This is a genomic window from Enterococcus sp. HMSC072F02 (genome assembly GCF_001837725.1).
GTDB lineage: Bacteria > Bacillota > Bacilli > Lactobacillales > Enterococcaceae > Enterococcus_B > Enterococcus_B lactis.
The window spans coordinates 3,716-27,938 of the sequence record NZ_KV833961.1; the positions used below are offsets into that span (position 1 = coordinate 3,716).

General features: G+C 39.0%; 20 protein-coding genes and 2 pseudogenes. 16 read left to right on the top strand and 6 right to left on the bottom strand.

All coding sequences use genetic code 11. The features are described from left to right. Positions 1 to 115 precede the first annotated feature (115 nt). From HMPREF2731_RS08150 to HMPREF2731_RS15540, 4 genes and pseudogenes are all read left to right on the top strand, one after another. On the top strand, positions 116 to 1,552 hold the full coding sequence (locus HMPREF2731_RS08150; RefSeq protein WP_002293561.1) for a glycoside hydrolase family 1 protein: 1,437 nt from the start codon (positions 116 to 118) through the stop codon (positions 1,550 to 1,552). A 188-nt stretch (positions 1,553 to 1,740) separates the two neighbouring features. Beyond that, positions 1,741 to 4,188 (top strand): DNA translocase FtsK, encoded by a 2,448-nt coding sequence (locus tag HMPREF2731_RS08155; RefSeq protein ID WP_070872710.1) that lies wholly within the window; start codon positions 1,741 to 1,743, stop codon positions 4,186 to 4,188. Between the two features lie 233 nt (positions 4,189 to 4,421). Further along, entirely contained in the window at positions 4,422 to 5,489 is a 1,068-nt protein-coding gene (gene rlmN, locus HMPREF2731_RS08160; RefSeq protein ID WP_002293564.1) for a dual-specificity RNA methyltransferase RlmN, read from the top strand. Continuing rightward, positions 5,479 to 5,686: pseudogene (locus HMPREF2731_RS15540) on the top strand (hypothetical protein). The gene rlmN and the pseudogene HMPREF2731_RS15540 overlap by 11 nt, the downstream one beginning before the upstream one ends. On the opposite strand, the gene HMPREF2731_RS08165 reads toward HMPREF2731_RS15540, so the two are convergent. Then, complete coding sequence (locus tag HMPREF2731_RS08165; RefSeq protein WP_002293566.1) at positions 5,683 to 6,786, bottom strand: iron-containing alcohol dehydrogenase family protein; 1,104 nt, start codon at positions 6,784 to 6,786, stop codon at positions 5,683 to 5,685. The pseudogene HMPREF2731_RS15540 and the gene HMPREF2731_RS08165 overlap by 4 nt on opposite strands. A gap of 551 nt (positions 6,787 to 7,337) precedes the next feature. On the opposite strand from HMPREF2731_RS08165, the gene aac(6') reads away from it, so the two are divergent. Beyond that, on the top strand, positions 7,338 to 7,886 hold the full coding sequence (aac(6'), locus tag HMPREF2731_RS08170; protein ID WP_070872712.1) for an aminoglycoside N-acetyltransferase AAC(6')-Ii: 549 nt from the start codon (positions 7,338 to 7,340) through the stop codon (positions 7,884 to 7,886). A 127-nt stretch (positions 7,887 to 8,013) separates the two neighbouring features. Here the strand turns inward: aac(6') and HMPREF2731_RS15545 are convergent. Then, positions 8,014 to 8,115 (bottom strand): annotated as a pseudogene (locus tag HMPREF2731_RS15545) (ribonuclease P); the annotation flags it as partial. A 193-nt stretch (positions 8,116 to 8,308) separates the two neighbouring features. Here HMPREF2731_RS15545 and HMPREF2731_RS08175 point away from each other — a divergent pair. Beyond that, entirely contained in the window at positions 8,309 to 9,970 is a 1,662-nt protein-coding gene (locus HMPREF2731_RS08175) for a peptide ABC transporter substrate-binding protein (protein WP_002289796.1), read from the top strand. Positions 9,971 to 10,039: 69 nt separating this feature from the next. Here the strand turns inward: HMPREF2731_RS08175 and HMPREF2731_RS08180 are convergent, their stop codons facing one another. Next, entirely contained in the window at positions 10,040 to 10,387 is a 348-nt protein-coding gene (locus HMPREF2731_RS08180; protein ID WP_002293571.1) for a DUF3899 domain-containing protein, read from the bottom strand. A gap of 83 nt (positions 10,388 to 10,470) precedes the next feature. Here HMPREF2731_RS08180 and opp3b point away from each other — a divergent pair, with 83 nt between their 5' ends. From opp3b to HMPREF2731_RS08205, 5 genes are read left to right on the top strand one after another with little or no spacing between them, the layout of a single operon-like run. Beyond that, positions 10,471 to 11,412: an oligopeptide ABC transporter permease gene (gene opp3b / locus HMPREF2731_RS08185; RefSeq protein ID WP_002293573.1), complete on the top strand. Its 942-nt coding sequence runs from the start codon at positions 10,471 to 10,473 to the stop codon at positions 11,410 to 11,412. Then, complete coding sequence (locus HMPREF2731_RS08190) at positions 11,413 to 12,456, top strand: ABC transporter permease (protein WP_002293574.1); 1,044 nt, start codon at positions 11,413 to 11,415, stop codon at positions 12,454 to 12,456. Positions 12,457 to 12,461: 5 nt separating this feature from the next. Continuing rightward, entirely contained in the window at positions 12,462 to 13,532 is a 1,071-nt protein-coding gene (locus HMPREF2731_RS08195) for an ABC transporter ATP-binding protein (RefSeq protein ID WP_002293575.1), read from the top strand. Then, entirely contained in the window at positions 13,522 to 14,475 is a 954-nt protein-coding gene (locus HMPREF2731_RS08200) for an ABC transporter ATP-binding protein (RefSeq protein ID WP_002293576.1), read from the top strand. The genes HMPREF2731_RS08195 and HMPREF2731_RS08200 overlap by 11 nt, the downstream gene beginning before the upstream one ends. Before the next feature lie 11 nt (positions 14,476 to 14,486). Next, on the top strand, positions 14,487 to 15,497 hold the full coding sequence (locus HMPREF2731_RS08205) for an RNA-guided endonuclease TnpB family protein (protein WP_002293578.1): 1,011 nt from the start codon (positions 14,487 to 14,489) through the stop codon (positions 15,495 to 15,497). Positions 15,498 to 15,779: 282 nt separating this feature from the next. Here the strand turns inward: HMPREF2731_RS08205 and HMPREF2731_RS08210 are convergent, their stop codons facing one another. Both HMPREF2731_RS08210 and HMPREF2731_RS14445 read right to left on the bottom strand, forming a co-directional pair. Then, positions 15,780 to 16,601 (bottom strand): NUDIX domain-containing protein, encoded by an 822-nt coding sequence (locus tag HMPREF2731_RS08210; RefSeq protein WP_002293580.1) that lies wholly within the window; start codon positions 16,599 to 16,601, stop codon positions 15,780 to 15,782. Between the two features lie 97 nt (positions 16,602 to 16,698). Beyond that, complete coding sequence (locus tag HMPREF2731_RS14445; RefSeq protein WP_002293582.1) at positions 16,699 to 16,977, bottom strand: hypothetical protein; 279 nt, start codon at positions 16,975 to 16,977, stop codon at positions 16,699 to 16,701. A 268-nt stretch (positions 16,978 to 17,245) separates the two neighbouring features. Between HMPREF2731_RS14445 and metG the strand changes: the two genes are divergently transcribed. Then, the gene (metG, locus tag HMPREF2731_RS08215; protein WP_002293583.1) at positions 17,246 to 19,255 is read left to right on the top strand and encodes a methionine--tRNA ligase; all 2,010 of its coding nucleotides are present in this window, start codon (positions 17,246 to 17,248) and stop codon (positions 19,253 to 19,255) included. Between the two features lie 475 nt (positions 19,256 to 19,730). Here the strand turns inward: metG and HMPREF2731_RS08220 are convergent, their stop codons facing one another. Further along, complete coding sequence (locus tag HMPREF2731_RS08220) at positions 19,731 to 20,318, bottom strand: hypothetical protein (RefSeq protein ID WP_002315757.1); 588 nt, start codon at positions 20,316 to 20,318, stop codon at positions 19,731 to 19,733. A gap of 174 nt (positions 20,319 to 20,492) precedes the next feature. Here HMPREF2731_RS08220 and HMPREF2731_RS08225 point away from each other — a divergent pair, with 174 nt between their 5' ends. The 4 genes from HMPREF2731_RS08225 to rsmA all read left to right on the top strand — a co-directional run bounded on the left by HMPREF2731_RS08225 (position 20,493) and on the right by rsmA (position 24,185). After that, positions 20,493 to 21,815: an APC family permease gene (locus tag HMPREF2731_RS08225; protein ID WP_070872731.1), complete on the top strand. Its 1,323-nt coding sequence runs from the start codon at positions 20,493 to 20,495 to the stop codon at positions 21,813 to 21,815. A 154-nt stretch (positions 21,816 to 21,969) separates the two neighbouring features. Beyond that, positions 21,970 to 22,746: a TatD family hydrolase gene (locus tag HMPREF2731_RS08230; RefSeq protein ID WP_002293591.1), complete on the top strand. Its 777-nt coding sequence runs from the start codon at positions 21,970 to 21,972 to the stop codon at positions 22,744 to 22,746. Next, complete coding sequence (gene rnmV, locus HMPREF2731_RS08235) at positions 22,739 to 23,308, top strand: ribonuclease M5 (RefSeq protein WP_002315760.1); 570 nt, start codon at positions 22,739 to 22,741, stop codon at positions 23,306 to 23,308. The genes HMPREF2731_RS08230 and rnmV overlap by 8 nt, the downstream gene beginning before the upstream one ends. Next, the gene (gene rsmA, locus HMPREF2731_RS08240; RefSeq protein ID WP_002293596.1) at positions 23,301 to 24,185 is read left to right on the top strand and encodes a 16S rRNA (adenine(1518)-N(6)/adenine(1519)-N(6))-dimethyltransferase RsmA; all 885 of its coding nucleotides are present in this window, start codon (positions 23,301 to 23,303) and stop codon (positions 24,183 to 24,185) included. Before rnmV ends, rsmA begins: the two co-directional genes overlap by 8 nt. Positions 24,186 to 24,223: the final 38 nt, after the last annotated feature.

The window sequence follows — 24,223 nt, forward strand, 5'->3', positions numbered from 1 at the left end:
ATGATGTTCCCCTCTAATCTTAGTATGTTTTACATAATTTTATTTTGTTATGGAAGGGGTTTCGTGTTATTCTAAAAAGAGGAACGATTGAAGGTTATAGGAAAGGAAGAGATGAATGGAACACAAAGAACTTACCTCATTTCCAAAAGATTTTCTGTGGGGCTCTGCTTCTGCAGCGTATCAAGTAGAAGGAGCTTGGCAAGAAGATGGGAAAGGCGAATCAGTCTGGGATCGATTTGTTCGAATTCCAGGAAAGACATTTAAAGGAACAAACGGTGATCTGGCAGTAGACCACTATCATCGTTATAAAGAAGATATTGCTTTAATGAAAGAACAAGGTCTGAAAGCTTACCGCTTCTCTGTAGCTTGGACACGGATTTTTCCTAATGGGCGCGGAGAAGTCAATCAAGCTGGGCTCGCTTTTTATGAGAGATTGATCGACAAATTGATTGAAAACGGTATCGAACCTATGTTGACTTTGTATCATTGGGATCTTCCACAAGCGTTGCAAGATGAATATAATGGTTGGGAGTCACGTCAGATTATTGAAGATTTCACTCATTATGCAGAAACATTATTTGAGGCATTCCGCGGGAAAGTCCATTACTGGATTAGTTTGAATGAACAAAATATCTTCACTTCATTAGGCTATTTATTAGCAGCACATCCGCCAGGCGTGACGGATCCAAAACGAATGTATGAAGTCAACCATATCGCAAATCTAGCAAATGCATCTGTCATCAACAAATACCATGAGTTAGAAATGCCTGGGAAAATCGGACCAAGCTTTGCGTATACGCCAAATTATCCAATCGACAGTAATCCTGAAAATGTTCTGGCAGCCGAAAATGCAGAAGATCTAATGGCCAATTACTGGATGGATGTCTATATGTGGGGGAAATATCCTATTGCTGCTATGAGATTCTTAGAAGAAAAAGGATGGGCGCCAACGATTGAAGCGGGCGATGCAGAATTGCTAGAATCAGCCAAGCCAGATTTCCTTGGGATCAATTACTATCAAACAGCGACGAATGCATTCAATCCATTAGATGGGGTTGGAGCAGGAAAAATGAATACGACCGGGAAAAAAGGTTCATCAGAAGAAACAGGGGTTCCTGGAATGTATAAAAAAGTTGAGAATCCATTTGTCGAACGAACAAATTGGGACTGGGAAATCGACCCAGAAGGCTTAAGGATCGGATTGCGTCGTATCACGAGCCGTTACCGCATGCCGGTGCTGATCACGGAAAATGGCTTAGGAGAGTATGACAAGTTGACAGAAGACAAACAAATCCATGACGACTATCGAATCCATTATTTACAAAGCCATGTCAAAGCAATCAAAGAAGCAATTTCAGATGGAGCAGAAGTATTAGGCTATTGTACATGGTCTTATACAGATTTGCTTAGCTGGTTGAACGGTTATCAAAAACGATATGGATTTGTATATGTCGATCAAGATGAAACACAAGAAGGATCTTTGGAACGATATAAGAAAGACAGTTATTACTGGTACCAAAAACTGATCGAAGAAAATGGAGAGAACCTTTAGTTCTCATGCTTAAAACAAGAAGGTACGGCTGGATATGGCCGTGCCTTTTTTTGATAAAATCATTTATAAATTAAGAAAAACTGTAAAATAAGCTGAAAAGTAAAAGAAAGCGTCAGTTCTTTCAAACAAAACTTTAGTTCCCTTGCTTTTTTTTGTATAATGAAACTTGATGAAATGAGGGATAATAAATGGCACAAAAGAAACGGCCTACTAAGAAAAGGAAAAAGACGAAAAAAACGAAAAAGCAAAAACAGCAGCAAGAACAAATGCTGACGATTGGTGTTGGATTTGCCTTGATTCTATTTGCTGTATTCGGCTTTTTAAAATTAGGTTTTTTAGGAATATTGATTGCAAACGGCTTTCGGATCATTGCAGGAAATACTTACCAAATCCTCTGTCTTTTATTAGCCGTATTAGGATTTTGGATTGTCATTAAGAATACAGAGTTTTCAATTGGCAAAAACCGACGCTGGTTTGGCGGTATACTCTTTTATTTCGGTATCTTATTATTGCTACATGCCCATTTATTCGGCAAACTCCATACTGGGGAACCAAATATCATGGGAACGACATGGGACTTATTAGCTAGCGATATAAAACAAAGTCAAGTAGATAATAACGTTGGCGGAGGAATGATCGGAGCAATTCTTTATCATTTCACTTATTTCTTGATTGCACAGCCTGGAAGTTATTTAGCAGCTGTTTTATTACTGGCGGGTGGAGCATTCTTGTTCAGTAATTTGGAAGGCTATCAGCTGCTGAATGGTATCCAATCAATTGGAGAACGGGTACAGGAATTATTAGAAGGTGATCCTGCCAAGCAAGCTCAAAAGCAAGCGGCAAAGGAAGAAAGAATGAAACAGCGTGCAGAAGCGAAAGAAGCAAGACGCTTAGCGGCACAAGAAGCAGCAGAAAAAGAAGCTGCAGAATATGAGAAGAAAAAAGCTGTGAACCAGCAAAGGAAAAATACTCCTGATGAATGGCAGGAACCAGAAAATGCCGAACCTGAGCAGTTAAGTTTTGTTCCAATTGACAGTTTTCAAGAAAATATCCATCCTGCGAATCTAGAGAAACCAGTACCAGATACACCAAAACAGATCAATACAGCGGAAGGTTTAGCTGATGAGTTGCCAGAGGATGACGGTACTTCATTAGAATTTGAGATCGAAGCAGAACAGGAAAATCAAGATTATGAATTGCCGACAGTTGACTTACTTGATTCTATACCAACTGTGGATCAAAGTGATGAGTATAAAAAAATTGAAAAAAATATCGGTGTATTGGAACAAACTTTCCAAAGTTTCGGTGTGGATGCTAAGGTCGTCAAAGCTAGTTTAGGCCCATCCGTCACAAAATTCGAAGTCCAACCAGCTGTAGGGGTAAAAGTAAGTAAAATCGTGAACTTAACAGATGATATCGCACTTGCTTTAGCGGCGAAAGATGTTCGGATGGAAGCGCCGATCCCAGGTAAATCACTGATTGGTATTGAAGTACCAAATGGAAAGATCAGTATGGTTTCCTTTAGAGAAATCATCGAAGCTCAGCCAAACCATCCAGATAAATTACTGGAAGTACCTTTAGGACGTGATGTTTCTGGACGAGTACAAACGGCTGACCTTTCGAAAATGCCTCACTTACTTGTAGCTGGTTCGACTGGTAGTGGGAAGTCAGTAGCAATCAATGGAATCATTACAAGTATATTGATGCGTGCTAAGCCCCATGAAGTAAAACTGATGATGATCGATCCGAAAATGGTTGAATTAAATATGTACAACGGGATACCTCATCTGTTGACGCCGGTCGTGACGAACCCTAGAAAAGCGGCACAAGCCTTACAAAAAGTAGTACAAGAAATGGAAGAACGATATGAAAAATTTGCGGCAACTGGTGTAAGAAATATTTCTGGTTACAATGAATTTGTTCAGCAGAAAAACTTAGAAAACGGAACGAAACATCCAACCTTACCATTCATCGTAGTAATCGTAGATGAATTAGCTGACTTGATGATGGTAGCTAGCAACGAAGTCGAAGATGCGATTATTCGTTTAGCGCAAATGGCTCGGGCAGCGGGCATCCACATGATCCTAGCTACTCAACGTCCAAGTGTGGATGTTATCACAGGGATCATCAAAGCAAATGTACCTTCCAGAATGGCATTTGCTGTATCAAGCGGTACAGATTCTCGGACGATCATCGACTCTAATGGAGCAGAAAAGCTCTTAGGGCGAGGAGATATGCTGTTCTTGCCAATGGGTGAGAATAAACCTATCCGTGTGCAAGGAGCATTCATCTCTGACCATGAAGTGGAGCGGGTCGTTCAATTTGTTACAGATCAGCAAGAAGCTCACTATGAAGAGAAAATGATGCCGACAGATGAAGTTGAAACGGCAGGTGCCCCAGAACAGCCACAAGATGAACTGTTTGAGGAAGCAAAAGCACTTGTTGTTGAAATGCAAACAGCAAGTATCTCCCTTCTCCAAAGAAGGTTTCGAATCGGTTACAACCGAGCCGCTCGACTCGTAGATGAACTGGAAGCTCATGGAGTTGTTGGCCCATCAGAAGGAAGTAAGCCTCGTAAAGTATTCATTGAGCAAGAGGAAACATCAGAACCACTGCCGGAAGATAATGAAATGTAAAACTTGTTCGATGAACGGTTGAAAAACGAATAACTATATAAAAAAGACAAGACATGATGATACCAAGAGAAAAAATGGCTTTTTTCCCATCTTTTCTAATACGGTAGGATGTCTTGTCTTTTTTGCTTTTTATGAGATGAAAGTTCTATTCGATTTATTTGTGAAGTATTGCATTAACTAAACGAATCATGTATAGTATGTAGCGAAACTTTGAGAAAAAGAGGGAAAATACTTTGGAAAAACAATCCATCTATGGCTTGACGAATGAAGAATTAATCAATTGGTTTATAGAAAACGGTGAGAAAAAATTCCGAGCTGCCCAAGTTTGGGAATGGTTGTATCAAAAACGTGTAAGTAACTTCACAGAAATGACGAATCTGTCAAAACAATTGATAGAAAAATTATCGGCGCATTTTATCATCAATCCTCTGAAACAAATGGTCGTCCAAGAAGCTTCGGACGGTACAGTTAAATATTTGTTTGAACTTCCTGATAAAAATATGATCGAGACCGTACTAATGAGACAAGAATACGGCTTGTCCGTTTGCGTGACGACACAAGTAGGATGTAATATCGGCTGTACATTTTGTGCAAGCGGGTTGCTTAAAAAGAACCGTGATTTGACCGCTGGAGAAATTGTTGCGCAGATCATGATGGTTCAACATTATTTTGATGAGCGCAATCTTGGCGAACGTGTTTCCCATGTCGTCGTAATGGGAATCGGTGAGCCATTTGATAATTACGACAATGTAATGGACTTTTTGCATATTATTAATGATGCCAAAGGATTGGCGATTGGTGCGCGACATATTACAGTTTCTACTAGTGGCTTAGCACACAAAATCAAGGAATTCGCTAATAACGGCTTACAAGTCAATCTGGCTATTTCCTTGCACGCGCCGAATAATGAGGTGCGAACATCGATCATGCGGATCAACCGAAGTTTCCCAATTGAGAAATTGATGGAAGCTGTGGATGAGTATTTAGAGAAAACAAACCGTCGAATCACGTTTGAATATATCATGTTGAATCAAGTAAATGATAGACCAGAGCATGCGCAACAATTAGCAGATCTATTAAAAGATAAGAAAAAATTAGCATATGTCAACTTGATTCCATATAATCCAGTCAGTGAACATGATCAATATTCTCGCAGTCCAAAAGCTGATGTATTGAGATTTTATGATGTATTGAAGAAAAACGGCGTAAACTGTGTGATACGTAAAGAACATGGTACAGACATTGATGCAGCTTGCGGACAATTGCGAAGCAAGCAAATGAAAAAAACAGCTGCCAAATAATCGTAGCCTACTTCGTTTTTTCAATTACCATAAAAGGAGCAGTTTTCTTAATTAAGGAACTGTTCAACTTAAATAAGTGAAAAGATTCTATAGCGAAAGTTATAAAGCGTTTTTTGACAAGAAAAGCCCTCATTAAGCAAAGAAATGTCGTCAATTTGATGACAGCCTGCTTGATGGGGGTTTTAGCAATTATTTAACTGATTTTCTTATATCCTTGCTGGCTTTCTTGTGTAGCATGATAAGTTTCTACGTCAAGAATGGCCTGTTTAAATTTTTCTCGGGTGATTTCATAAGGCACATGTTTGATATCATTTGTGGTCATGGCTTTATCTAAGATTGCTTCTAAATCGGTCGTGACATTGAGATTCATGTCGGCTAACGATACTGGAAGTTGGTTCTTTTTCATAAACACATAGATTTTATCAAACAAATCGAACTGCTGATCCATCATCAATAAGGTCAGTACACCATAACTGACAGATGCTCCGTGAAGGTATCCCTCCATTTTTTCTAGAACAGTCGTACCGTAATAGAATGAGTGTGCCATAGCAGAATTATAGTTATTGTTAACTAAAACAGAAACCAATCCGGTAGTAACAATGATATCCGAAACGACTTGTTCAATTGCATATGAGGGACGATCGTCGGCACTATCTTTCAATGCTTGCGTACCATAAGTCAAGAGGCGATCAATGCACATTTTTCCAATTTGGATTCCTAATCTATCCGTGTAGCCTAGATCATCGCCACGAGCAGAAAAAGTAGATTCGACTTCTTTGGATAAAGCATCGCCAATACCTGCCCATAAGTATTTATCAGGTGCTTCGGCAATAATTGCTGTATCAATGAAGGTGTGTACAGGTGGTTTTGAAGGAAAGAAGAGTCCGTCCATTACGCCTTCTTCGTTATAGATGACACATACCGCCGTGACGGGCGAACAGTTCGAACCAATAGTGGGGAAGGTGAAGACTGGTTTAGCTAGTTTTTCACCAATGACTTTTACAGTATCGCAAGCACGGCCACCGCCGACTGCAAACAAGACGTCTGCTTTTTGGACACTTTCATGTTGGATCAACTGTTCAATATTTCCATAAGTTGAATTACCCCCGTACCAGAGACTGGCGATAACTTCTATTTCCTGAGTCAAAGCTGCTTTTATTTTGTTTTCTGCCTTTGAAAGTGCAGTCTTCCCTCCAATCAGCACTACTTTTTTCCCATATTCTTTGACGATTCCATTTGCTTTTTCATACGCATCTGTTCCAATGGTATAATTTGGTAAGAAAACACTTTGACTCATATTCTTTTCCTTCTTTCTTCGTTGAAACGGGTTAAAATTTTAAAGAGTGATCTTTCTGACCGCGGCTGTAGATGGAGTAGAGGCGAATCTAAGACAGGATAAGTAATGAATAAGGTGGCATGAACACCTTGAAATCATCAATAAGTATCCTAAAAATAAAAATAAGTACATAAACATTGAAAACGACAATAATGAATTTTTGTTCCTCCTAGTATTTCTACGATTCCTCTTGCTTATTTAAATAATCTAAAAATTCTGAACATTTAGATTATTTTATAAAAATGTGTTTCATTTGTCAATTCATAATTGGTTTTTTTAAAGCAAAAGATAATCTATATCATGATGAACAAACAGAGTTTTTTCCTCCAATTGATGGCTTTCCTGATCTTTCCTATTTTGAATAAAGTGTTTCTGTATAATTTTTTTATTTTATAAGTAAGGTTAATAATGAAAGAATAGAGATACTGATTGGTAGCTAAAGATTTTTGAGCGAGAACATTTCGTTTTTTCAAAAGGACTGTTAGAATAAGCAAGAACAAGGGGGAAGACGTATGATAATCAGTGAATTTGACCGTAATAATCCAGTATTGAAAGATCAGCTTTCTGATTTACTGAGACTGACTTGGCCGGAAGAATATGGAGACAGCTCGGCAGAAGAAGTAGAAGAAATGATGAATCCAGAACGGATCGCGGTAGCAGGGGTTGACCAAGATGAGTTAGTAGGATTTATTGGTGCAATCCCTCAATACGGTATCACAGGTTGGGAATTGCATCCATTAGTTGTAGAAAGCTCCCGACGAAAGAACCAAATAGGTACTCGATTAGTCAATTACTTAGAAAAAGAAGTAGCTTCCAGAGGAGGAATCACGATTTATTTAGGTACGGATGATTTAGACCATGGAACAACGTTAAGTCAAACGGACCTGTATGAGCATACGTTTGATAAAGTGGCCTCCATCCAGAACCTTCGTGAACATCCCTATGAGTTCTATGAAAAATTAGGTTATAAAATCGTAGGTGTCTTACCAAATGCAAGTGGTTGGGACAAACCGGATATTTGGATGGCAAAAACGATTATTCCTCGACCAGATTCTCAATAATAAAAAGAGGTGGTGAAATCAGCGTCCTGACCTGAGTATTAGAGAAACAAACGGAAAAATAGTTCCTCATATTTTGCCGTTTGTTGAGCTAATATCGAGGGTCAGCTGATTGAACACCGTTTATTCGGATAAGGAACTGTGACAAGACTTTTGTCAGAGTTCCTTTTTGTTTATTCTTTTTTATCTTTGTATGGCAATAATAGACAATATAACAAAAATTATTTAATGGCTACTGAAAGACAATAGAAAACCTTGTACAAAGCTATTTTTTCTGAAAAATTCCTTGAAACCTCACGAAAAAATCATTATTTTATGAAAAAGACAAAAAAAAGTGTTGATTTTTTAATAATTATTCATTAAACTCTTAAACAACTTCAGAAAATATTAATTATTCTGAAAATTCCAATAAAGGGGTACGTAAAATGAAAAAGAAATTTACATTTGGGTTGGTTGCGGTATGCGGCCTTGTACTTGCTGGATGTTATGGCGGCAGTTCAGCCACAAGCAGTAGTTCAGCAAAAAGCGGTTCAGCAGATGGAGGAGGCGTATTTAACTTAGTCGTGCCTCAAGAAATGCCTACAGCTGACTTATCAGTTGCAACAGATACAATCAGTTTTACAGCATTGAATAACGTTTATGAAGGTATTTACCGTCTTGATGAAGATAGCAAACCACAGCCGGCAGGAGCTAGCGAGTTGGCAGAAGTCAGTGAAGACGGATTAACTTACAAAATCAAATTACGAGAAGACGCAAAATGGTCAAATGGTGATCCTGTTACAGCAGCGGATTACGTTTATGGCTGGCAACGAACAGTAGACCCAGCTACAGCTTCTGAATATGCTTACCTGTATGCGCCAGTTGAAAATGCAGAAGACATCACAGCTGGAAAGAAAGATAAATCAGAACTAGGGATCAAAGCAGTTGGCGACTATGAATTAGAAATCAAATTGACGAAACAAACACCATATTTCCAATACCTGCTTGCTTTCCCATCATTTTTCCCACAAAAACAATCCGTAGTGGAAGAAAATGGGGATGCCTATGCATCTGCAAGTGATAAAGCTGTTTATAATGGACCATTCACATTAGAAGATTTCGATGGACCAGGAACAGATACAGAATGGACTTATAAGAAAAATGACCATTACTGGGACAAAGACACAGTAAAACTTTCTGAAATCAAAGTCAGTGTAGTAAAAGAATCTTCTACTGCTTTGAACTTATTCAAAGATGGCCAAGCAGATGATGTGATCTTGTCTGGTGAATTAGCACAGCAAAACGCAAACGATCCAGCTTATACTTCTGTTAAAGAAGCACGAACAAGCTATATCGAATTCAACCAACGCGAAAAGAATTCACCATTCAACAATGTGAACCTAAGAAAAGCTATTTCTTATTCTATCGATCGTGAAGCTTTAGTAAAACAAGTACTAGGTGACGGATCAGTTGTCTCTACAGGATTGATCCCATCAGATATGGTAAAAAGTCCAACAACGAACGAAGACTTTGCAAAAGAAGCTGGAAAATTAGTTTCTTATGACAAAGACAAAGCAAAAGAATATTGGGAAAAAGCGAAAAAAGAATTGGGCGTTGATTCTTTAGAATTTGATTTGATGGCTTCTGATGATGATTCATCGAAAAAAGTAATCGAATATGTTCAAAACTCAATCCAAGAAAACTTGGATGGCGTAACAGTCAAACCAACACCTGTTCCATTCTCTGTACGTCTTGACCGCTCAACTTCGGGTGATTTTGACGCAGTACTAGGCGGATGGGCTGCTGACTATGCAGACCCAAGCAGCTTTACTGATTTGTTTGTCACAGGTAATTCATACAACCGTGGTCGCTGGAGCAATGCAGAATATGACGAAGCAGTTAAAGCAGCTTCATCAACAGATGCTGGCGATGAACAAGCACGTTGGGATGATTTCCAAAAAGCAATCAAGATCATCTCTGATGATATGGGTGTCGTTCCGGTGTACCAAAAAGCAGAAGGTCACCTAGTGAATGAAAAAATCAAAGGTATCGTTCACCATGCTGCAGGCGCTTCATGGGATTACAAATGGACATACGTTGAAGAATAATCGTTAATACCGTGAGCATGAGAAAAAACGAGGCTGCGGCAAATGTCGCAACCTCGTTCTCATATTTACTTATCCTAACAAAGAAAAAAGCATGAAAATAGCAGAAAGAGCAATTAGTATTCCGGCAATGATCAGCCAAAAGCTGTACATACCGTAGCTGGCAGACGAGAGCGAGGAAAATTCTGGTTTTTTCTTTCGGTTCCTTGTTCGTGCAAGATGGACTGATCGCTGAAAATGATCGAAGAAACCCGAAGAAAAGACCCATAAAAAACCGCCGATAATCAGAAACGGCAATGACCATAAGAATAGATCATTAGATAATTGAATGAGTGTAAAGGAATGGTTGATGACGTTTTTTATTAAAATAACCAGAATCAGTAGAAAAGCTACTGCGTAAGGGATAGATTTTTTTTTCATTTGATTGCTCCTTTATTTTTGGTTCATTATCTAATAATGTAGCGAAACATCTGTCAGAAGTCAAAAGCTAGGGGGAAACATTAGTGAATAGTTATATCAAATATGTATTAAAACGTGTCTTTTTCATGATCATCACGCTTTGGTTAATTGCAACAATCACCTTTTTCTTGATGCAATTGCTGCCGGGCACGCCATATACGAATCAGGAACGTTTGAGTCCTGAAACAATCGAGATGCTAAATAAACAAGTCGGTTTGGATAAACCAGTTATCGTACAATATGGGATTTATCTTTCTAATTTGCTTCAAGGCGATTTTGGAATTTCCTTCCAATTTAAAAACCAGCCAGTCGCACATTTGTTAGCTGGAAGAATCGGACCATCTTTGCAATTAGGGTTACAGGCAATTATCTTTGGAACAGTCCTAGGAACGATTTTAGGAACGATTTCTGCCATGAAGCAAAATACATGGGCAGATACATCTTCTACACTTGTAGCGATATTAGGTCGTTCCATTCCAAACTTTGTATTTGCTGTTTTACTACAATATATCTTTGCAATCAAATTACAAGTTTTACCAATCGCAAAATGGGATGGCTTTGTGTACACGATCTTGCCGACAATTGCATTGGCCATGTCGCCGCTTGCTGATTCTGCTCGATTTATCCGGACGGAAATGGTGGAAGTACTGCATAGTGATTACGTGGAATTAGCAAAAGCAAAAGGGTTGAGCCGTTGGGAAATCGCCTTTAAACATGGTCTTCGAAATAGTTTGATCCCATTGATGACTTTATTAGGACCCTTGGCTGTCGCATTGATGACCGGATCACTGGTGGTAGAAAATATCTTTGCTATTCCTGGTATCGGGGAACAATTCGTTAAGTCGATCACAACAAATGATTATCCTACGATCATGGCTGTAACGATCCTTTACTCATTTATGTTGATTTTTGTTATTTTGATCGTTGATTTGTTGTACGGTCTAGTTGATCCAAGAATTCGTGTTTCAGAAGGGAGCCGAGGATAAATGGAAATGACACCAAAGCGTTATGAAACAGTCGCAGATATTCCTGCGGATGAGTTTCTTCCATTACAAAAAAATACCGAAGAAGAACGTGAGCAGATTACTGCGCCTTCTTTGAATTTTATCCAAGATTCATGGCGCCGTTTAAAGAAAAACAAAGCTGCCGTTATTTCAATGTTTTTACTGTTGGTCATCATTTTGATCTCTGTGGTCACGATCTTTGTTTCTCCACATGATCCAACTGCCCAAAATGTGGCTTATATCAATTTGCCTCCTCGTATTCCGGGAATCAATATCGATGGATTGAATGGAAAAGCAATGGTCGGCGGTGAACTGGTGGATAAATATGCTCAAGCAAACGTTCCTTCAAATGTAAGTTTCTTTTTAGGAACAGACGGTTTGGGCCGTGATGTATTAAGCCGTTTATTTATGGGAACGAGAATCTCGTTGTTGATCGCATTTATTGCTGCATTACTAGATGTAACGATTGGTGTAGCTTACGGGTTAATATCTGGTTTGTTAGGCGGACGTGTCGATAATGCGATGCAACGTTTTTTGGAAATCTTGTCAGGAATTCCAAACCTCGTTGTCATGATCTTGATGTTGGTCGTTTTTGAACCAGGAATTTTTTCCATCGTGGCTGCTATGGCCATCACAAACTGGATACCAATGGCACGTATCGTTCGTGCACAAACAATGAAATTAAAAGATCAAGAATATGTTCTAGCTGGATTGACATTAGGTGAATCAAGAATGAAAATTGCATTCAAACATATTTTGCCGAATATCTCCAGTGTCATTATTATTCAAATGATGTTTAGCATCCCATCTGCTATTTTCTTCGAAGCCTTTTTAAGTTTTATCGGTTTAGGTCTTACGCCTCCGTCAGCTTCATTAGGAACGATGTTGAGCGAAGGGTACAAGACATTCCTGTATCTGCCTTATCTGTTATGGATTCCGGCAGTAACTTTATCGGTTATCATGATTGGCTTTAACTTACTTGCTGATGGATTGCGTGATGCCTTTGATCCTAAAATGAAAGAGTGAGGACGATGACGAAAATTTTAGAAGTGAAAGACTTAGAAATCTCTTTTGATACGTATGCTGGAAAGGTACGAGCGATTCGCGGTGTCAATTTTTATTTGAATAAAGGAGAAACATTGGCGATCGTTGGGGAATCTGGAAGCGGAAAATCAGTGACGACCAGAAGCATCATGCGCTTGCTGTCAAGCAATGCCAATATAGATGCTGGGCAAATCCTCTTTAAAGGTAAAGACATCGTTGAAAAGACAGAAAGAGAGATGCAAAAAATCCGCGGAAAAGAAATAGCAATGATTTTCCAAGATCCAATGACCTCTTTAGATCCGACGATGCCTATTGGGAAACAAGTTGCTGAGTCTCTTAGAAAGCATAATAAAGTTTCGAAAAAAGAGGGACAAAAAGCTGCATTAGAACTGCTTAAATTAGTTGGTATACCTGAAGCTGAGAAACGTATCAATAGTTATCCCCATCAGTTTTCAGGAGGTCAACGCCAACGGATCGTGATTGCGATCGCACTGGTATGTTATCCGGAAATCCTGATTGCTGATGAACCCACAACAGCACTTGATGTGACTATCCAAGCACAAATTTTGGAACTGCTGAAAGAAATTCAGACAAAAATCGATACATCAATCATTTTTATCACTCATGACCTTGGTGTAGTAGCAAACGTTGCTGACCGTGTAGCTGTTATGTATGGGGGAAGAATCGTTGAAGTTGGAACATCCGAAGAGATTTTCTACAACCCGCAACATCCCTATACTTGGGGACTGCTTGGCTCAATGCCGACATTAGACAGTGCGAACGACCGATTGTATGCCATTCCTGGTTCTCCACCGGATTTACTGAATCCACCAAAAGGAGACGCATTCTACCCAAGAAATGAATTCGCGATGAAAATCGATGCAGAACAAGAACCGCCATTTTTTGAACTATCAAAAACGCACAAGGCAGCAACTTGGCTACTTGCTCCACAAGCGCCTAAAGTGACACCGCCAGAAGAAATCCAACGTCGCTGGGCTATTTTTAAAGAGAAACAAAAACATACTTATGGTCAAGGAGGAATTGCTGATGCCAAATAAACTACTTGAAGTTAAAGGACTGAAACAGTATTTCAATGTAGGAAAAAAGAATGAAGTACATGCTGTAAATGACATCAGCTTTCACATCTATGAAGGAGAAACATTTGGTTTAGTAGGAGAATCTGGAAGCGGAAAATCCACTACTGGCCGTACGATCATTCGTTTGAATGAACCTACTGACGGTGAGATATTATTCGACGGTCAAGATGTAACGAAGATCAAAGACAAAAAAGGATTGACGAAATTCCGACATGATGTTCAGATGATCTTTCAAGATCCATACGCTTCGCTGAATCCTCGGATGAAAGTCAGAGATATCATTGCGGAAGGAATTGATGTCAATGGGTTAGCTAAGTCACCAGAGGAACGTGCCAAAAAAGTCGATGATCTATTAAGAACCGTTGGATTGAATCCGAGCCATGGCACTCGTTATCCCCATGAATTTTCAGGAGGACAACGCCAGCGTATTGGTATTGCACGAGCATTAGCAGTAAAACCGCGATTTATCATTTGCGATGAACCGATTTCTGCATTAGATGTTTCCATTCAAGCCCAAGTTGTCAATTTATTGCAAGATCTCCAACGAGAACATCAATTGACCTATCTATTTATTGCGCATGATTTATCAATGGTTAAACATATCAGCGACCGAATCGGTGTAATGCATAACGGTTTGTTATTAGAAATGGGTAAAAGTGATGAAATCTATAATCATGGTGTCCATCCTTATACAGAAAGTTTGTTATCTGCTATTCCTTTGCCAGATCCAGATCATGAGAGAAAGCGCAGAAGAATCAAATATCAACCCGAACCAGATGACGGACAAGTACGTCAGCTTCGTGAAATCGCACCAGAACATTTTGTTTATGCAACTGAGCAGGAAGTCTCATATTATGCAAAAAAATTAAAACGACAAAAGGAATCTCTTCTGGTTGCTAACTAGGAGGGACATAGATGCTAAAAGCTTTTAAATTCCGTATGTATCCGACAGAAGAACAAAAACAGCAATTGATTCGTACTTTTGGCTGTGTTCGATTTACCTATAACCATTTGCTGAAAGAACGGCAGAAAAGTTGGCAACAAACAGGAGTGGCCGATTTTTCGCTCACGCCTGCTACGTTAAAAAAAGAATACCCATTCTTAAAAGAGGTAGACAGTCTTGCTTTAGCAAATGCACAGCTTAATTTGGACCGAGCTTTTCGCAATTATTTCAAGGGACGTGCCAGCTTTCCAAAGCTTAAAACGAAAAAAAGTATGTGGCAATCTTATACGACGAATAATCAAACCCATACGGTCTATCTGAAAAACGGTCACTTAAAATTACCAAAACAAAAAGAACTGATCAAGATAAACCAGCACCGTCCAGTCGAAGGCACGATTCGTTCCGCTACGATTTCTGCTCGATATAATGAAGAGTTCTATGTCGCACTACTTTGTGATGTTTCATCAATAAAAAAAGAATCTTCAGCTAAATGGATTGGGATTGCCTATCATCCAAAAACATTGATCGAAACATCGCAGCCCATAGAAGTAACTTTGCCAAAATTTGACCAGACAGAAGAAAAACTTCAGCATGCACAGCGGAAATTAAGCGTAAAAGTCCGCTCCGCTCACCATAGAAAGACCAGGTTAGATAAGGCAAGCAATTATCAGAAACAAAAGAGAAAAGTAATGGATCTTTATCTGAAACAAAAGAACCAGCGAGAAGATTATCTTGAACAATTATCTGGGAAATTGGTCAAACAATATGACTACTTATTTGTAGAATCTTTTCCAAAAGAAGAGGCACATGCTGATTTTTCTATTCATGACTGGCATAAATTAATAACAAAATTGCGTTATAAGTCCCAATGGTATAATAAAAAATTTCTTTTGATCAATACCGACGGAGCAGAAGAAAGCAATTCTGTAAGAAAGAGCCAAGTGTTAGAACAACTAGGTAGGCATTCGGTCATCAAGGAATAAAAAATGAATGAAACTGACAGGAGCGTTAGGGTTCGCCTTGTTAATAAAAAGTCTGATTGACTTTTGTTTCTAGGAATTTTCTTTTGAAGAAAAGCTCACTAATTATGACAAACCAATAAAACAATAGCAGAAAAAACTCGTACGAATTTTTTCTGCTATTGTTATTTTTTTATTCGAAGAATTTTACTGACACGCCAAAGTATAGAGCAAAAAACGCAAAACACAAAGAGCGGCTTTCCATTTTTCTTGAGTGTTCAGAACGGAGCCCTTTCTTCACAATCCTTACTCATGATGCCCCGGCTTGAGCTGATAGATTTTTGAAGGGCGACCGATTCCTACAGGACGTTCGCCAATCTCGTCGAAATATTGGAGCATAGCTTTCTTAAAATTGGAATGATCGATCGTTTTATAATCGATTCCTAAGAACTTTGCAAATACTTTTCGAGCTTCTGTAATCGTGAAATCTTTACCTAAAACTTGCAAAACTTGCGGTTCGTGTTCCATTTTATTGACTACACGGTTGAATGCTTTCAAAATGATTTGACTATGGTCAAAAGCTAAAGTATCTTTGCCAGAAGACTCTCCAGTGACTAAGTCAAGTGAGATAGCCACTTCTCCGCTCGATAAATTGATTTTGTTGCCGTGACGTTCCAATGTGAACCAGCGTACTTCTTTAGCATCATCTCCGGCGATCAGCGGTTCTTCTCCAATAAAAGCTAAGTAGCTGACTGTGACGACCCAACCTCGCGGATCTCGATTAGGCGTACTGAATGTATGCAGTTGTTCAATGTTTTCTTTAGAGATAACTACACCAGTTTCTTCTTTTGTTTCTCTTAAGACACTTTCTCCAGTTGACTCATCCTTTTGGACAAAACCACCAGGTAATGCCCATGAATTTCGATAAGGATGCCCTTTTCGTTGGATCAGCAATACTTTCAGCTGATCTTCTTCTTTGTTATAGCACATCAGTACGATATCGACAGTCAAAGAGGGCTTGTCATATTCTGGACGTTCCTGTTTTTGATACCAGTTAAGAAAATCTTCTTCACTTGCTTCATGTTCATAATATAATTTTTCTTCTTCTTTAGAAGCAAATCGGTTCATCAGACCACCTCCGTTGACATTAAAAGTACTTTTTACCTTATTGTAGCAGACTCTGAAAAAAAACCAAGGATTTACTTGAAAAATCCTTGGTTCTCCCTTAAATATGAAAAATAAATGGGAGTACTAGATTGAATAAAAAGAAAAGCAGATAAAACGGTAATACTTTATACCGCTCTTCACGAACGGCAAAGAAGCCGCAAATAACGATATATGCGTCAATGACAAAACGTAAAAGCCATGCGACTGTCATGAAACTGTTCAAATGCCCATGAAGGTTAAAATAACCATACATACGAATATAAAAATAGCTGAATATCAAATGTGCTAATGAAAGAAAAGCAATACTAAGTGTAAAAAAAAGATGTTTCTTCTGCATGATCGTTCCAGTCCCTTACTAAAATAGATAGTCTTTATTATACCACGAGTCAGAAGAGAAATAAAAAGCCGTCTCCAACTAAACATGAAACAAGATGAAAAATAGCATTTATTCCCTCTGTCCTTCCTTTTGAAGGAGGGATTCATCATAGAGAAGAAGTCATTTATCCAGACTTTTTCATTTTGAAAAAAAGCTAACAGCTTGCTTTTTTTATGGTATACTAGCAAGGAAACGAATTCGCATCATGCGATAAAGGAGGAAGAGCCCCGTGGCAGAAAAGGAAACTTTTTATATCACTACGCCAATCTATTATCCAAGCGGCAAACTTCATATCGGCAACTCATATACTACGATTGCATGTGACGCAATTGCTCGTTATAAACGGTTGATGGGCTTTGATGTGTTTTATCTCACTGGAGTGGATGAACATGGTCAAAAAATCGAAACAAAAGCAGAAGAATTAGGTGTAAAACCGCAAGAATACGTAGATAAAATGGCGGCTGATGTCAAAAAATTATGGAAAACGCTTGATATCAGTTATGACAAATTCATTCGTACGACAGATGATTACCATAAAGCAGCTGTTCAAAAAATATTTGATCGTTTATTAGAACAGGGAGACATTTACTTAGGTGAATATGAAGGCTGGTACTCTGTTTCTGACGAAGAATTCTTTACGGAAACACAACTTGCAGAAGTGTACAAAGATGATGAAGGCAATGTGATCGGCGGTAAAGCGCCAAGCGGACACGAAGTAGAATTGGTAAAAGAAGAATCTTACTTCTTCCGCATGAGCAAATACGCAGATCGTCTGTTGGAATACTATGAAGAACATCCTGAATTCATCCAACCAGAATCTCGTAAAAATGAAATGATCAACAACTTTATCAAACCAGGATTAGAAGATCTTGCAGTTTCAAGAACAACCTTTACTTGGGGGGTACCAGTCAAGAGTGATCCGAAACATGTGGTGTATGTATGGATCGATGCATTGTCCAATTACATCACTGCACTAGGCTACGGGTCCGAGGATGAAAGTCTATTCGAAAAATACTGGCCTGCAGATGTTCAGATGGTCGGTAAAGAAATCGTTCGCTTCCATACGATCTATTGGCCAATCATGCTGATGGCTCTTGATTTGCCTCTACCTAAAAAAGTATTTGGTCATGGCTGGTTATTGATGAAAGATGGAAAAATGTCTAAATCAAAAGGAAATGTCGTTTATCCTGAAATGCTTGTGGAACGTTATGGTTTAGATGCACTCCGTTATTATTTGCTTCGTGCTGTGCCATTTGGGTCAGATGGCGTCTTTACGCCAGAAGATTTTGTTTCTCGTGTCAATTATGATCTGGCAAATGATCTAGGGAACTTATTGAATCGTACGATCGCTATGATCAATAAATATTGTGATGGACTCGTTCCTGATTATGCCTCACTTGTCACTCCATTTGACAGTGAACTGTCTACGACGGCTGCTAACGTTGTCGGACGTTACCATGATGCAATGGAAAAAATGGAATTCAATACAGCGTTAGCTGAAATCTGGGTGCTGATTTCTCGTGCAAACAAATACATTGACGAAACAGAACCATGGGTATTAGCAAAAGACGAAGAAAAGAAAGCTGAATTGAATAGTGTCATGATCCATTTAGCTGAATCCTTGCGTATCGCCGCAATTTTACTTCAACCGATCATGACAGAAACGCCAGAGAAGATCTTCAATCAACTAGGGTTGGACCCTGAAACGATGAATCTTGAAGGATTGCACTTTGGCGAATTCCCTTCAGGAACAAAAGTAGTTGCAAAAGGTACACCAATCTTCCCACGTTTGGATATGGAAGAAGAAGTTGCTTTTATCCAAGAAAAAATGTCTGAAGGTACTCAAACAAACGAAGATACAGTCAAATGGGATCCAGAAGAAACAGAACTTGTTTCAACGAAAGAAAAACAAATCAAATTTGATGTATTTGAAAAAGTTGAACTAAAAGTAGCAGAAGTCATCAACTGCCAAAAAGTAGAAGGGGCAGATAAGTTGTTGCAATTCCGACTAGATGCTGGAGACAGCCAAGATCGTCAAATTTTGTCAGGAATCGCTGAATTCTATCCTGATCCAAGCGAACTGATTGGGAAAAAAGTAGTGATCGTCGCAAATCTGAAACCACGAAAGATGCGTGGACAAATCAGTCAAGGAATGATCCTTTCCGCAGAAGCACCAGATGGCTCTTTACAAGTGATTGAAGCACCAAAATCCATGCCGAATGGCTCAGAGATCGCATAAAATCATAAGAAAAACTCGCAAGACAATGTTGCTTGCGAGTTTTTTTAATTCCTGTCAATTGCCCCAATGGTGATTATGGAAGCCAATCATATAATAAAGACACATATAACCATATAAATTGTATCCTAGAAAAAGAAGGACGAGCTTTACCCACCGATGGAATCTGCAGCTTCCTAAAAACAAAAGAAAAAGTGGCTGCGAATAGTTGAATAAAATATTTGTGCTCCTTTCCTCTGTCTGCCAATTAAGAAAAAGGCTGATAGGAATCGTAAAGACAGAAAGAAGCAACATAATGATAAGTGGACGGGCGGTTTTTAATTGGTTCATCTGGCGCTCCTTTTTATTTTATTGTCTCTTACATCCAAGGATTTTGAAAGCAATAATTTGTTGACATCTACTAATAGTATTTAAAATAAAGAAAACAATCATCGATTTTGACCTCGATGATTGTTTTCTTTATTTTGTAAAAATCCGATTATTTGATTTTATGGTAACCTTTTATTTTTGTCTTCAAACGGCTTGGTAAGAGCGCAGTAAGCAGTGCAAATGGAATCGAAAAGACATACCAGAAAATCGTTCTTCCAATACCATAACGCTGATACAGTTTCGTCAACATCACATGAAGCAAGATCAATCCTAAAAGCAAGGCACCAGCTGAAAACCAATGATTATTCCAATGCATGACTTCACGAAGTGCCATCACTCCGAAGGGATAAAAATAAAAATAGATCCCTACTAAGGTCATCCGCCAGTTCTTTGTAAATGTTCCGATGTTCAATAAAAAGAAAATCGCTGAAAGCAAAATACCGATAGGTGGGAATAGCCCCACTAGAAAGGAATACAACATCCCCCACAAAATCATCACGGGGCCTTTGATCAATGCAACGATTGCGATGAACACCGTCAGCAATATCAATTTTTGTGATAACGTCGCAATGGTCAATAATCCAAATAAAATCAACGTGAACCAATGCCAACGGGACTGCTGCTGTTCTTTACGAGAAAAATCGATTCGGTTGGATAAATAATCTGCTAATTTCGGATAAGAACGCTTAAAATCCATAAACTGTTCCTCCTTCGTGGAAAAGGTAGGTTTAGTATACGCAAAATAAAGAGGAAATACATCCGTCTTAAGAGGGAGTTTTTCATTGAAAGTGGAGAAAAAAGAATGGTAAATTAAAATATTCTCAGTTATACTGAAAATTATACCAAATTTCAAAGAAGAAAGAGGATGGGAATGAAAGGCAAACTAAAACGAGAAATCAATCTGTTTGGCGCATTAGCTACCGTTATGGGAACCGTGATCGGCGCAGGGGTCTTCTTTAAAACCGCTGCTGTTACTGCAAGCACGCAGTCTACAAGTTTGACATTACTAGCTTGGCTTTTGGGTGGTTTCTTAACGATCTGTGCTGGATTGACAGTGGCTGAATTAGCTACAGCGATCCCAGAAACTGGTGGAGCTGTCAAATATATTGAAGCAGCTTATGGAAAGCTGCCCAGCTTTTTATTAGGATGGGCGCAAAGCTTGATTTATTTCCCCGCTAATATTGCTGCATTATCGATTATCTTTGCGACACAATTGACGAACTTATTACAATTATCTACCGACTACCTTTTGTTGATTGCAGTGATTACCGCTGTTTCTGTGACAGGATTGAATTTATTAGGAACAAAAGTCGGTGCGTCTGTACAATCAGTGACGCTGATTGTTAAATTGATACCAATTGCCGTGATTGTCGTATGGGGATTATTGACACCAGGACAAGGAACTGTCCAGCTATTTCCAATCGAAGCTGGAAAAGAGGTTACTTTTGTCGAAGGCTTGAGCAGTGCGTTGCTAGCAACATTGTTTGCTTATGACGGCTGGTTAGGCGTCGGCGCAATGGCTGGTGAAATGAAACGGCCGGAAAAAGATTTGCCTAAAGCGATTATACTTGGGCTGAGTTTTGTCACTGTCGTTTATTTATTGATCAATTTTGTTTTCTTGAAAACTCTGCCGATTGATCATCTTGCCGGTAATTTGAACGCAGCTTCTGAAGCATCAGACGTCATTTTTGGAGAAATCGGCGGAAAACTGGTCACTATTGGGATTTTGATTTCGGTATACGGGGCATTGAATGGGTATACCTTAACTGGGATTCGTGTGCCTTATGCGATGGCTTTGGAAGACGAGCTACCTTTCAGCAAACAGCTGACAAAGCTTTCAAAGAAATTTACGGTACCTTATGTTCCTGCGATTTTCCAGTTAGCAGTAGCTTGTATTATGATGAGCCTTGGTTCTTTCGACTTTTTAACCGACATGTTGATGTTTGTGATGTGGCTATTCAGTTTACTGATTTTTATCGGTGTCTTTATTTTAAGAAAAAAATCGCCGGAATTGCCACGCCCATATAAAGTACCACTTTATCCAATCGTTCCGATTATTGCGATTCTCGGTGCTATTTTCATTTTAGGTATGACGATGATGACGCAAACGAAATTAGCATTGATCGGTATAGGTGTTACCTTGATTGGTATCCCAGTCTATTATCAAAAAAAGAAAAAACGCTCAGAAGAGTAAAATATTTCAACAACAGATAGAAAAAGTACGAACTAAGTCCTCTGGATCTTCGTGCTTTTTCTGTTTCAACAAAACAAGTTCTTCTATTTTGATTTTTGCTACTTCTGCAAGCAGTGCTAATGTGCTAAAGTAAGAATGAAAAGGAGCGATAAACATGATATTTGATTCTCATACCCATTTAAATGCGGAACAGTTCAATGAAGATATTCCAGAAACGATTCAGCGAGCACAAGAAATGGGGGTAACGAAAATGGCGGTCGTGGGCTTCGATACGCCAACGATTGAAAAGTCTTTGCAATTAAGCCATGACTATCCAAATATATACAGTATTATCGGCTGGCATCCGACAGAGGCTGGCAGTTATACGAAAGAAATCGAAAATAAATTACAAGAACAATTGACTTTGCCAAAGGTTGTAGCATTAGGGGAAATTGGCTTGGATTATCATTGGATGGAAGACCCGAAAGAAGTCCAAGATAAAGTATTTCGCAGACAGATTGCTATCGCAAAAGAAATGAACCTTCCAATCAGTATCCATACTAGAGAAGCACTTGAAGACACGTATCAAATCCTAAAAGAAGAAGATGTTCGAGATATCGGTGGAATCATGCATAGTTTCAGCGGTGATTATGAATGGGCAAAACGATTTCTTGATTTAGGAATGCATATTTCATTTAGCGGTGTCGTCACTTTCAAAAAAGCATTAGATGTCCAAGAGGCTGCAGCAAATGTACCAATCGAACGATTACTAGTGGAAACAGATGCCCCTTATCTGGCACCAGTTCCTTTTAGAGGAAAGCGAAATGAACCAGGCTATACTCGTTATACAGTAGAAAAGATTGCTGAACTTCGGAATCTGCCAATAGAAGAAGTGGCTGCCCAAACATGGACAAATGCGCACCGATTATTTGGTCTAAGCGAACATGGATAAGATGAGGATCCAAGAGATTATAGTCGTTGAAGGAAAAGACGATACAAGAAGGCTGCGGGAAGTAGTTGATGCAGATACGATAGAAACGATCGGTTCTGCTATCAATGAAGATATCCTGATGCAAATTGAACATGCCCAAGAGACTCGAGGGGTGATCGTTTTTACCGACCCTGATTTTTCAGGAGAAAAAATAAGAAAAATCATTATGGAAGCTGTTCCTCAGGCAAAACATGCTTTTTTGCCGCGTACACAAGCTAAACCAAAGAAAAAGGGAAGTCTTGGTGTTGAACATGCAAGTGATGCTGCTATTTTAGAAGCATTGAAAAAAGTTGTGACGCCAGACATTTCCCAAACGGCTGTTTCTGAAATCACTAGACAAGACCTTTTAGACTATGGTTTAATAGCTGGAGCACAAGCAAAAGAAAAACGAGAAAAACTAGGTGATGAGTTGCGTATCGGTTATACGAACGGCAAACAATTGGAAAAACGTTTGAAGATGTTTCGTATCACGCCGAAAGAGCTCGCACAAGCAATGAAAATAGTGGAGGAACAACATGAGTGAATATCGTGAAATCGCGACACCCTCTAGAACAAAAGAGATTTTATTGAAACATGGTTTTTCATTTAAAAAAAGTTTAGGACAAAATTTTCTCACTGAACCAAATATTTTAAGAAAAATCGTAGAAACTGCGCAAATAGATGAACGAACGAACGTGATCGAAGTTGGGCCAGGAATCGGCGCATTGACAGAACAATTAGCGATGCATGCAAAGCAAGTCGTAGCATTTGAGATTGATGATCGTTTGATCCCTGTATTGGCTGATACGATGCAACCCTATGACAATGTGACCATCATACATCAAGATATTCTGAAGACGGATTTATCAACAGCCGTAAGAGAAACATTTCATGAAGAGCTTCCGTTAAAAGTCGTGGCGAATTTACCTTATTATATTACGACGCCCATCATGATGCATTTTCTTGAATCGGATTTGGTCGTGGATGAATTAGTCGTCATGATGCAAAAAGAAGTAGCTGATCGAATCTCTGCTGAACCAGGAACGAAAGCATACGGTTCATTATCGATTGCTGTTCAATATTATATGGAAGCCAGTTTAGCCTTCATCGTACCAAAAACAGTATTTGTCCCTCAGCCAAATGTAGATTCAGCGATTTTGAAACTGACAAGAAGAGATACACCGGCAGTAGAAGTGACGGACGAAAAAGCATTTTTCCGATTGACAAAAGCTGCATTTCAGCAAAGAAGAAAAACGCTTTGGAATAATTTGCAGCATTCGTATGGCAAAGATGATCAGACAAAAGCATGGTTAGCAAAAAGCTTGGAAACGGCTGGAATCGATCCAAAACGTCGTGGAGAGACGTTGTCATTACAAGAATTTGCCGCATTAAGCAATGCGATGTCAGAAAATAAGCAGTAAAAAAAGAGGTTGTGACAGAAGTGATCAGCTTCAAGAAA

Bases quoted from the DNA above. Each gene is read 5' to 3' on its own strand.
- rsmA (WP_002293596.1), top strand. From the start codon at position 23,301: ATGAGTGAATATCGTGAAATCGCGACACCCTCTAGAACAAAAGAGATT.
- HMPREF2731_RS08165 (WP_002293566.1), bottom strand. From the start codon at position 6,786: ATGAGTCAAAGTGTTTTCTTACCAAATTATACCATTGGAACAGATGCG.
- HMPREF2731_RS08190 (WP_002293574.1), top strand. From the start codon at position 11,413: ATGGAAATGACACCAAAGCGTTATGAAACAGTCGCAGATATTCCTGCG.
- HMPREF2731_RS08210 (WP_002293580.1), bottom strand. From the start codon at position 16,601: ATGAACCGATTTGCTTCTAAAGAAGAAGAAAAATTATATTATGAACAT.
- HMPREF2731_RS08155 (WP_070872710.1), top strand. From the start codon at position 1,741: ATGGCACAAAAGAAACGGCCTACTAAGAAAAGGAAAAAGACGAAAAAA.
- HMPREF2731_RS08175 (WP_002289796.1), top strand. From the start codon at position 8,309: ATGAAAAAGAAATTTACATTTGGGTTGGTTGCGGTATGCGGCCTTGTA.
- HMPREF2731_RS14445 (WP_002293582.1), bottom strand. From the start codon at position 16,977: ATGCAGAAGAAACATCTTTTTTTTACACTTAGTATTGCTTTTCTTTCA.
- HMPREF2731_RS08200 (WP_002293576.1), top strand. From the start codon at position 13,522: ATGCCAAATAAACTACTTGAAGTTAAAGGACTGAAACAGTATTTCAAT.
- HMPREF2731_RS08195 (WP_002293575.1), top strand. From the start codon at position 12,462: ATGACGAAAATTTTAGAAGTGAAAGACTTAGAAATCTCTTTTGATACG.
- HMPREF2731_RS08205 (WP_002293578.1), top strand. From the start codon at position 14,487: ATGCTAAAAGCTTTTAAATTCCGTATGTATCCGACAGAAGAACAAAAA.
- HMPREF2731_RS08220 (WP_002315757.1), bottom strand. From the start codon at position 20,318: ATGGATTTTAAGCGTTCTTATCCGAAATTAGCAGATTATTTATCCAAC.
- HMPREF2731_RS08225 (WP_070872731.1), top strand. From the start codon at position 20,493: ATGAAAGGCAAACTAAAACGAGAAATCAATCTGTTTGGCGCATTAGCT.
- HMPREF2731_RS08150 (WP_002293561.1), top strand. From the start codon at position 116: ATGGAACACAAAGAACTTACCTCATTTCCAAAAGATTTTCTGTGGGGC.
- HMPREF2731_RS08180 (WP_002293571.1), bottom strand. From the start codon at position 10,387: ATGAAAAAAAAATCTATCCCTTACGCAGTAGCTTTTCTACTGATTCTG.
- rnmV (WP_002315760.1), top strand. From the start codon at position 22,739: ATGGATAAGATGAGGATCCAAGAGATTATAGTCGTTGAAGGAAAAGAC.
- HMPREF2731_RS08230 (WP_002293591.1), top strand. From the start codon at position 21,970: ATGATATTTGATTCTCATACCCATTTAAATGCGGAACAGTTCAATGAA.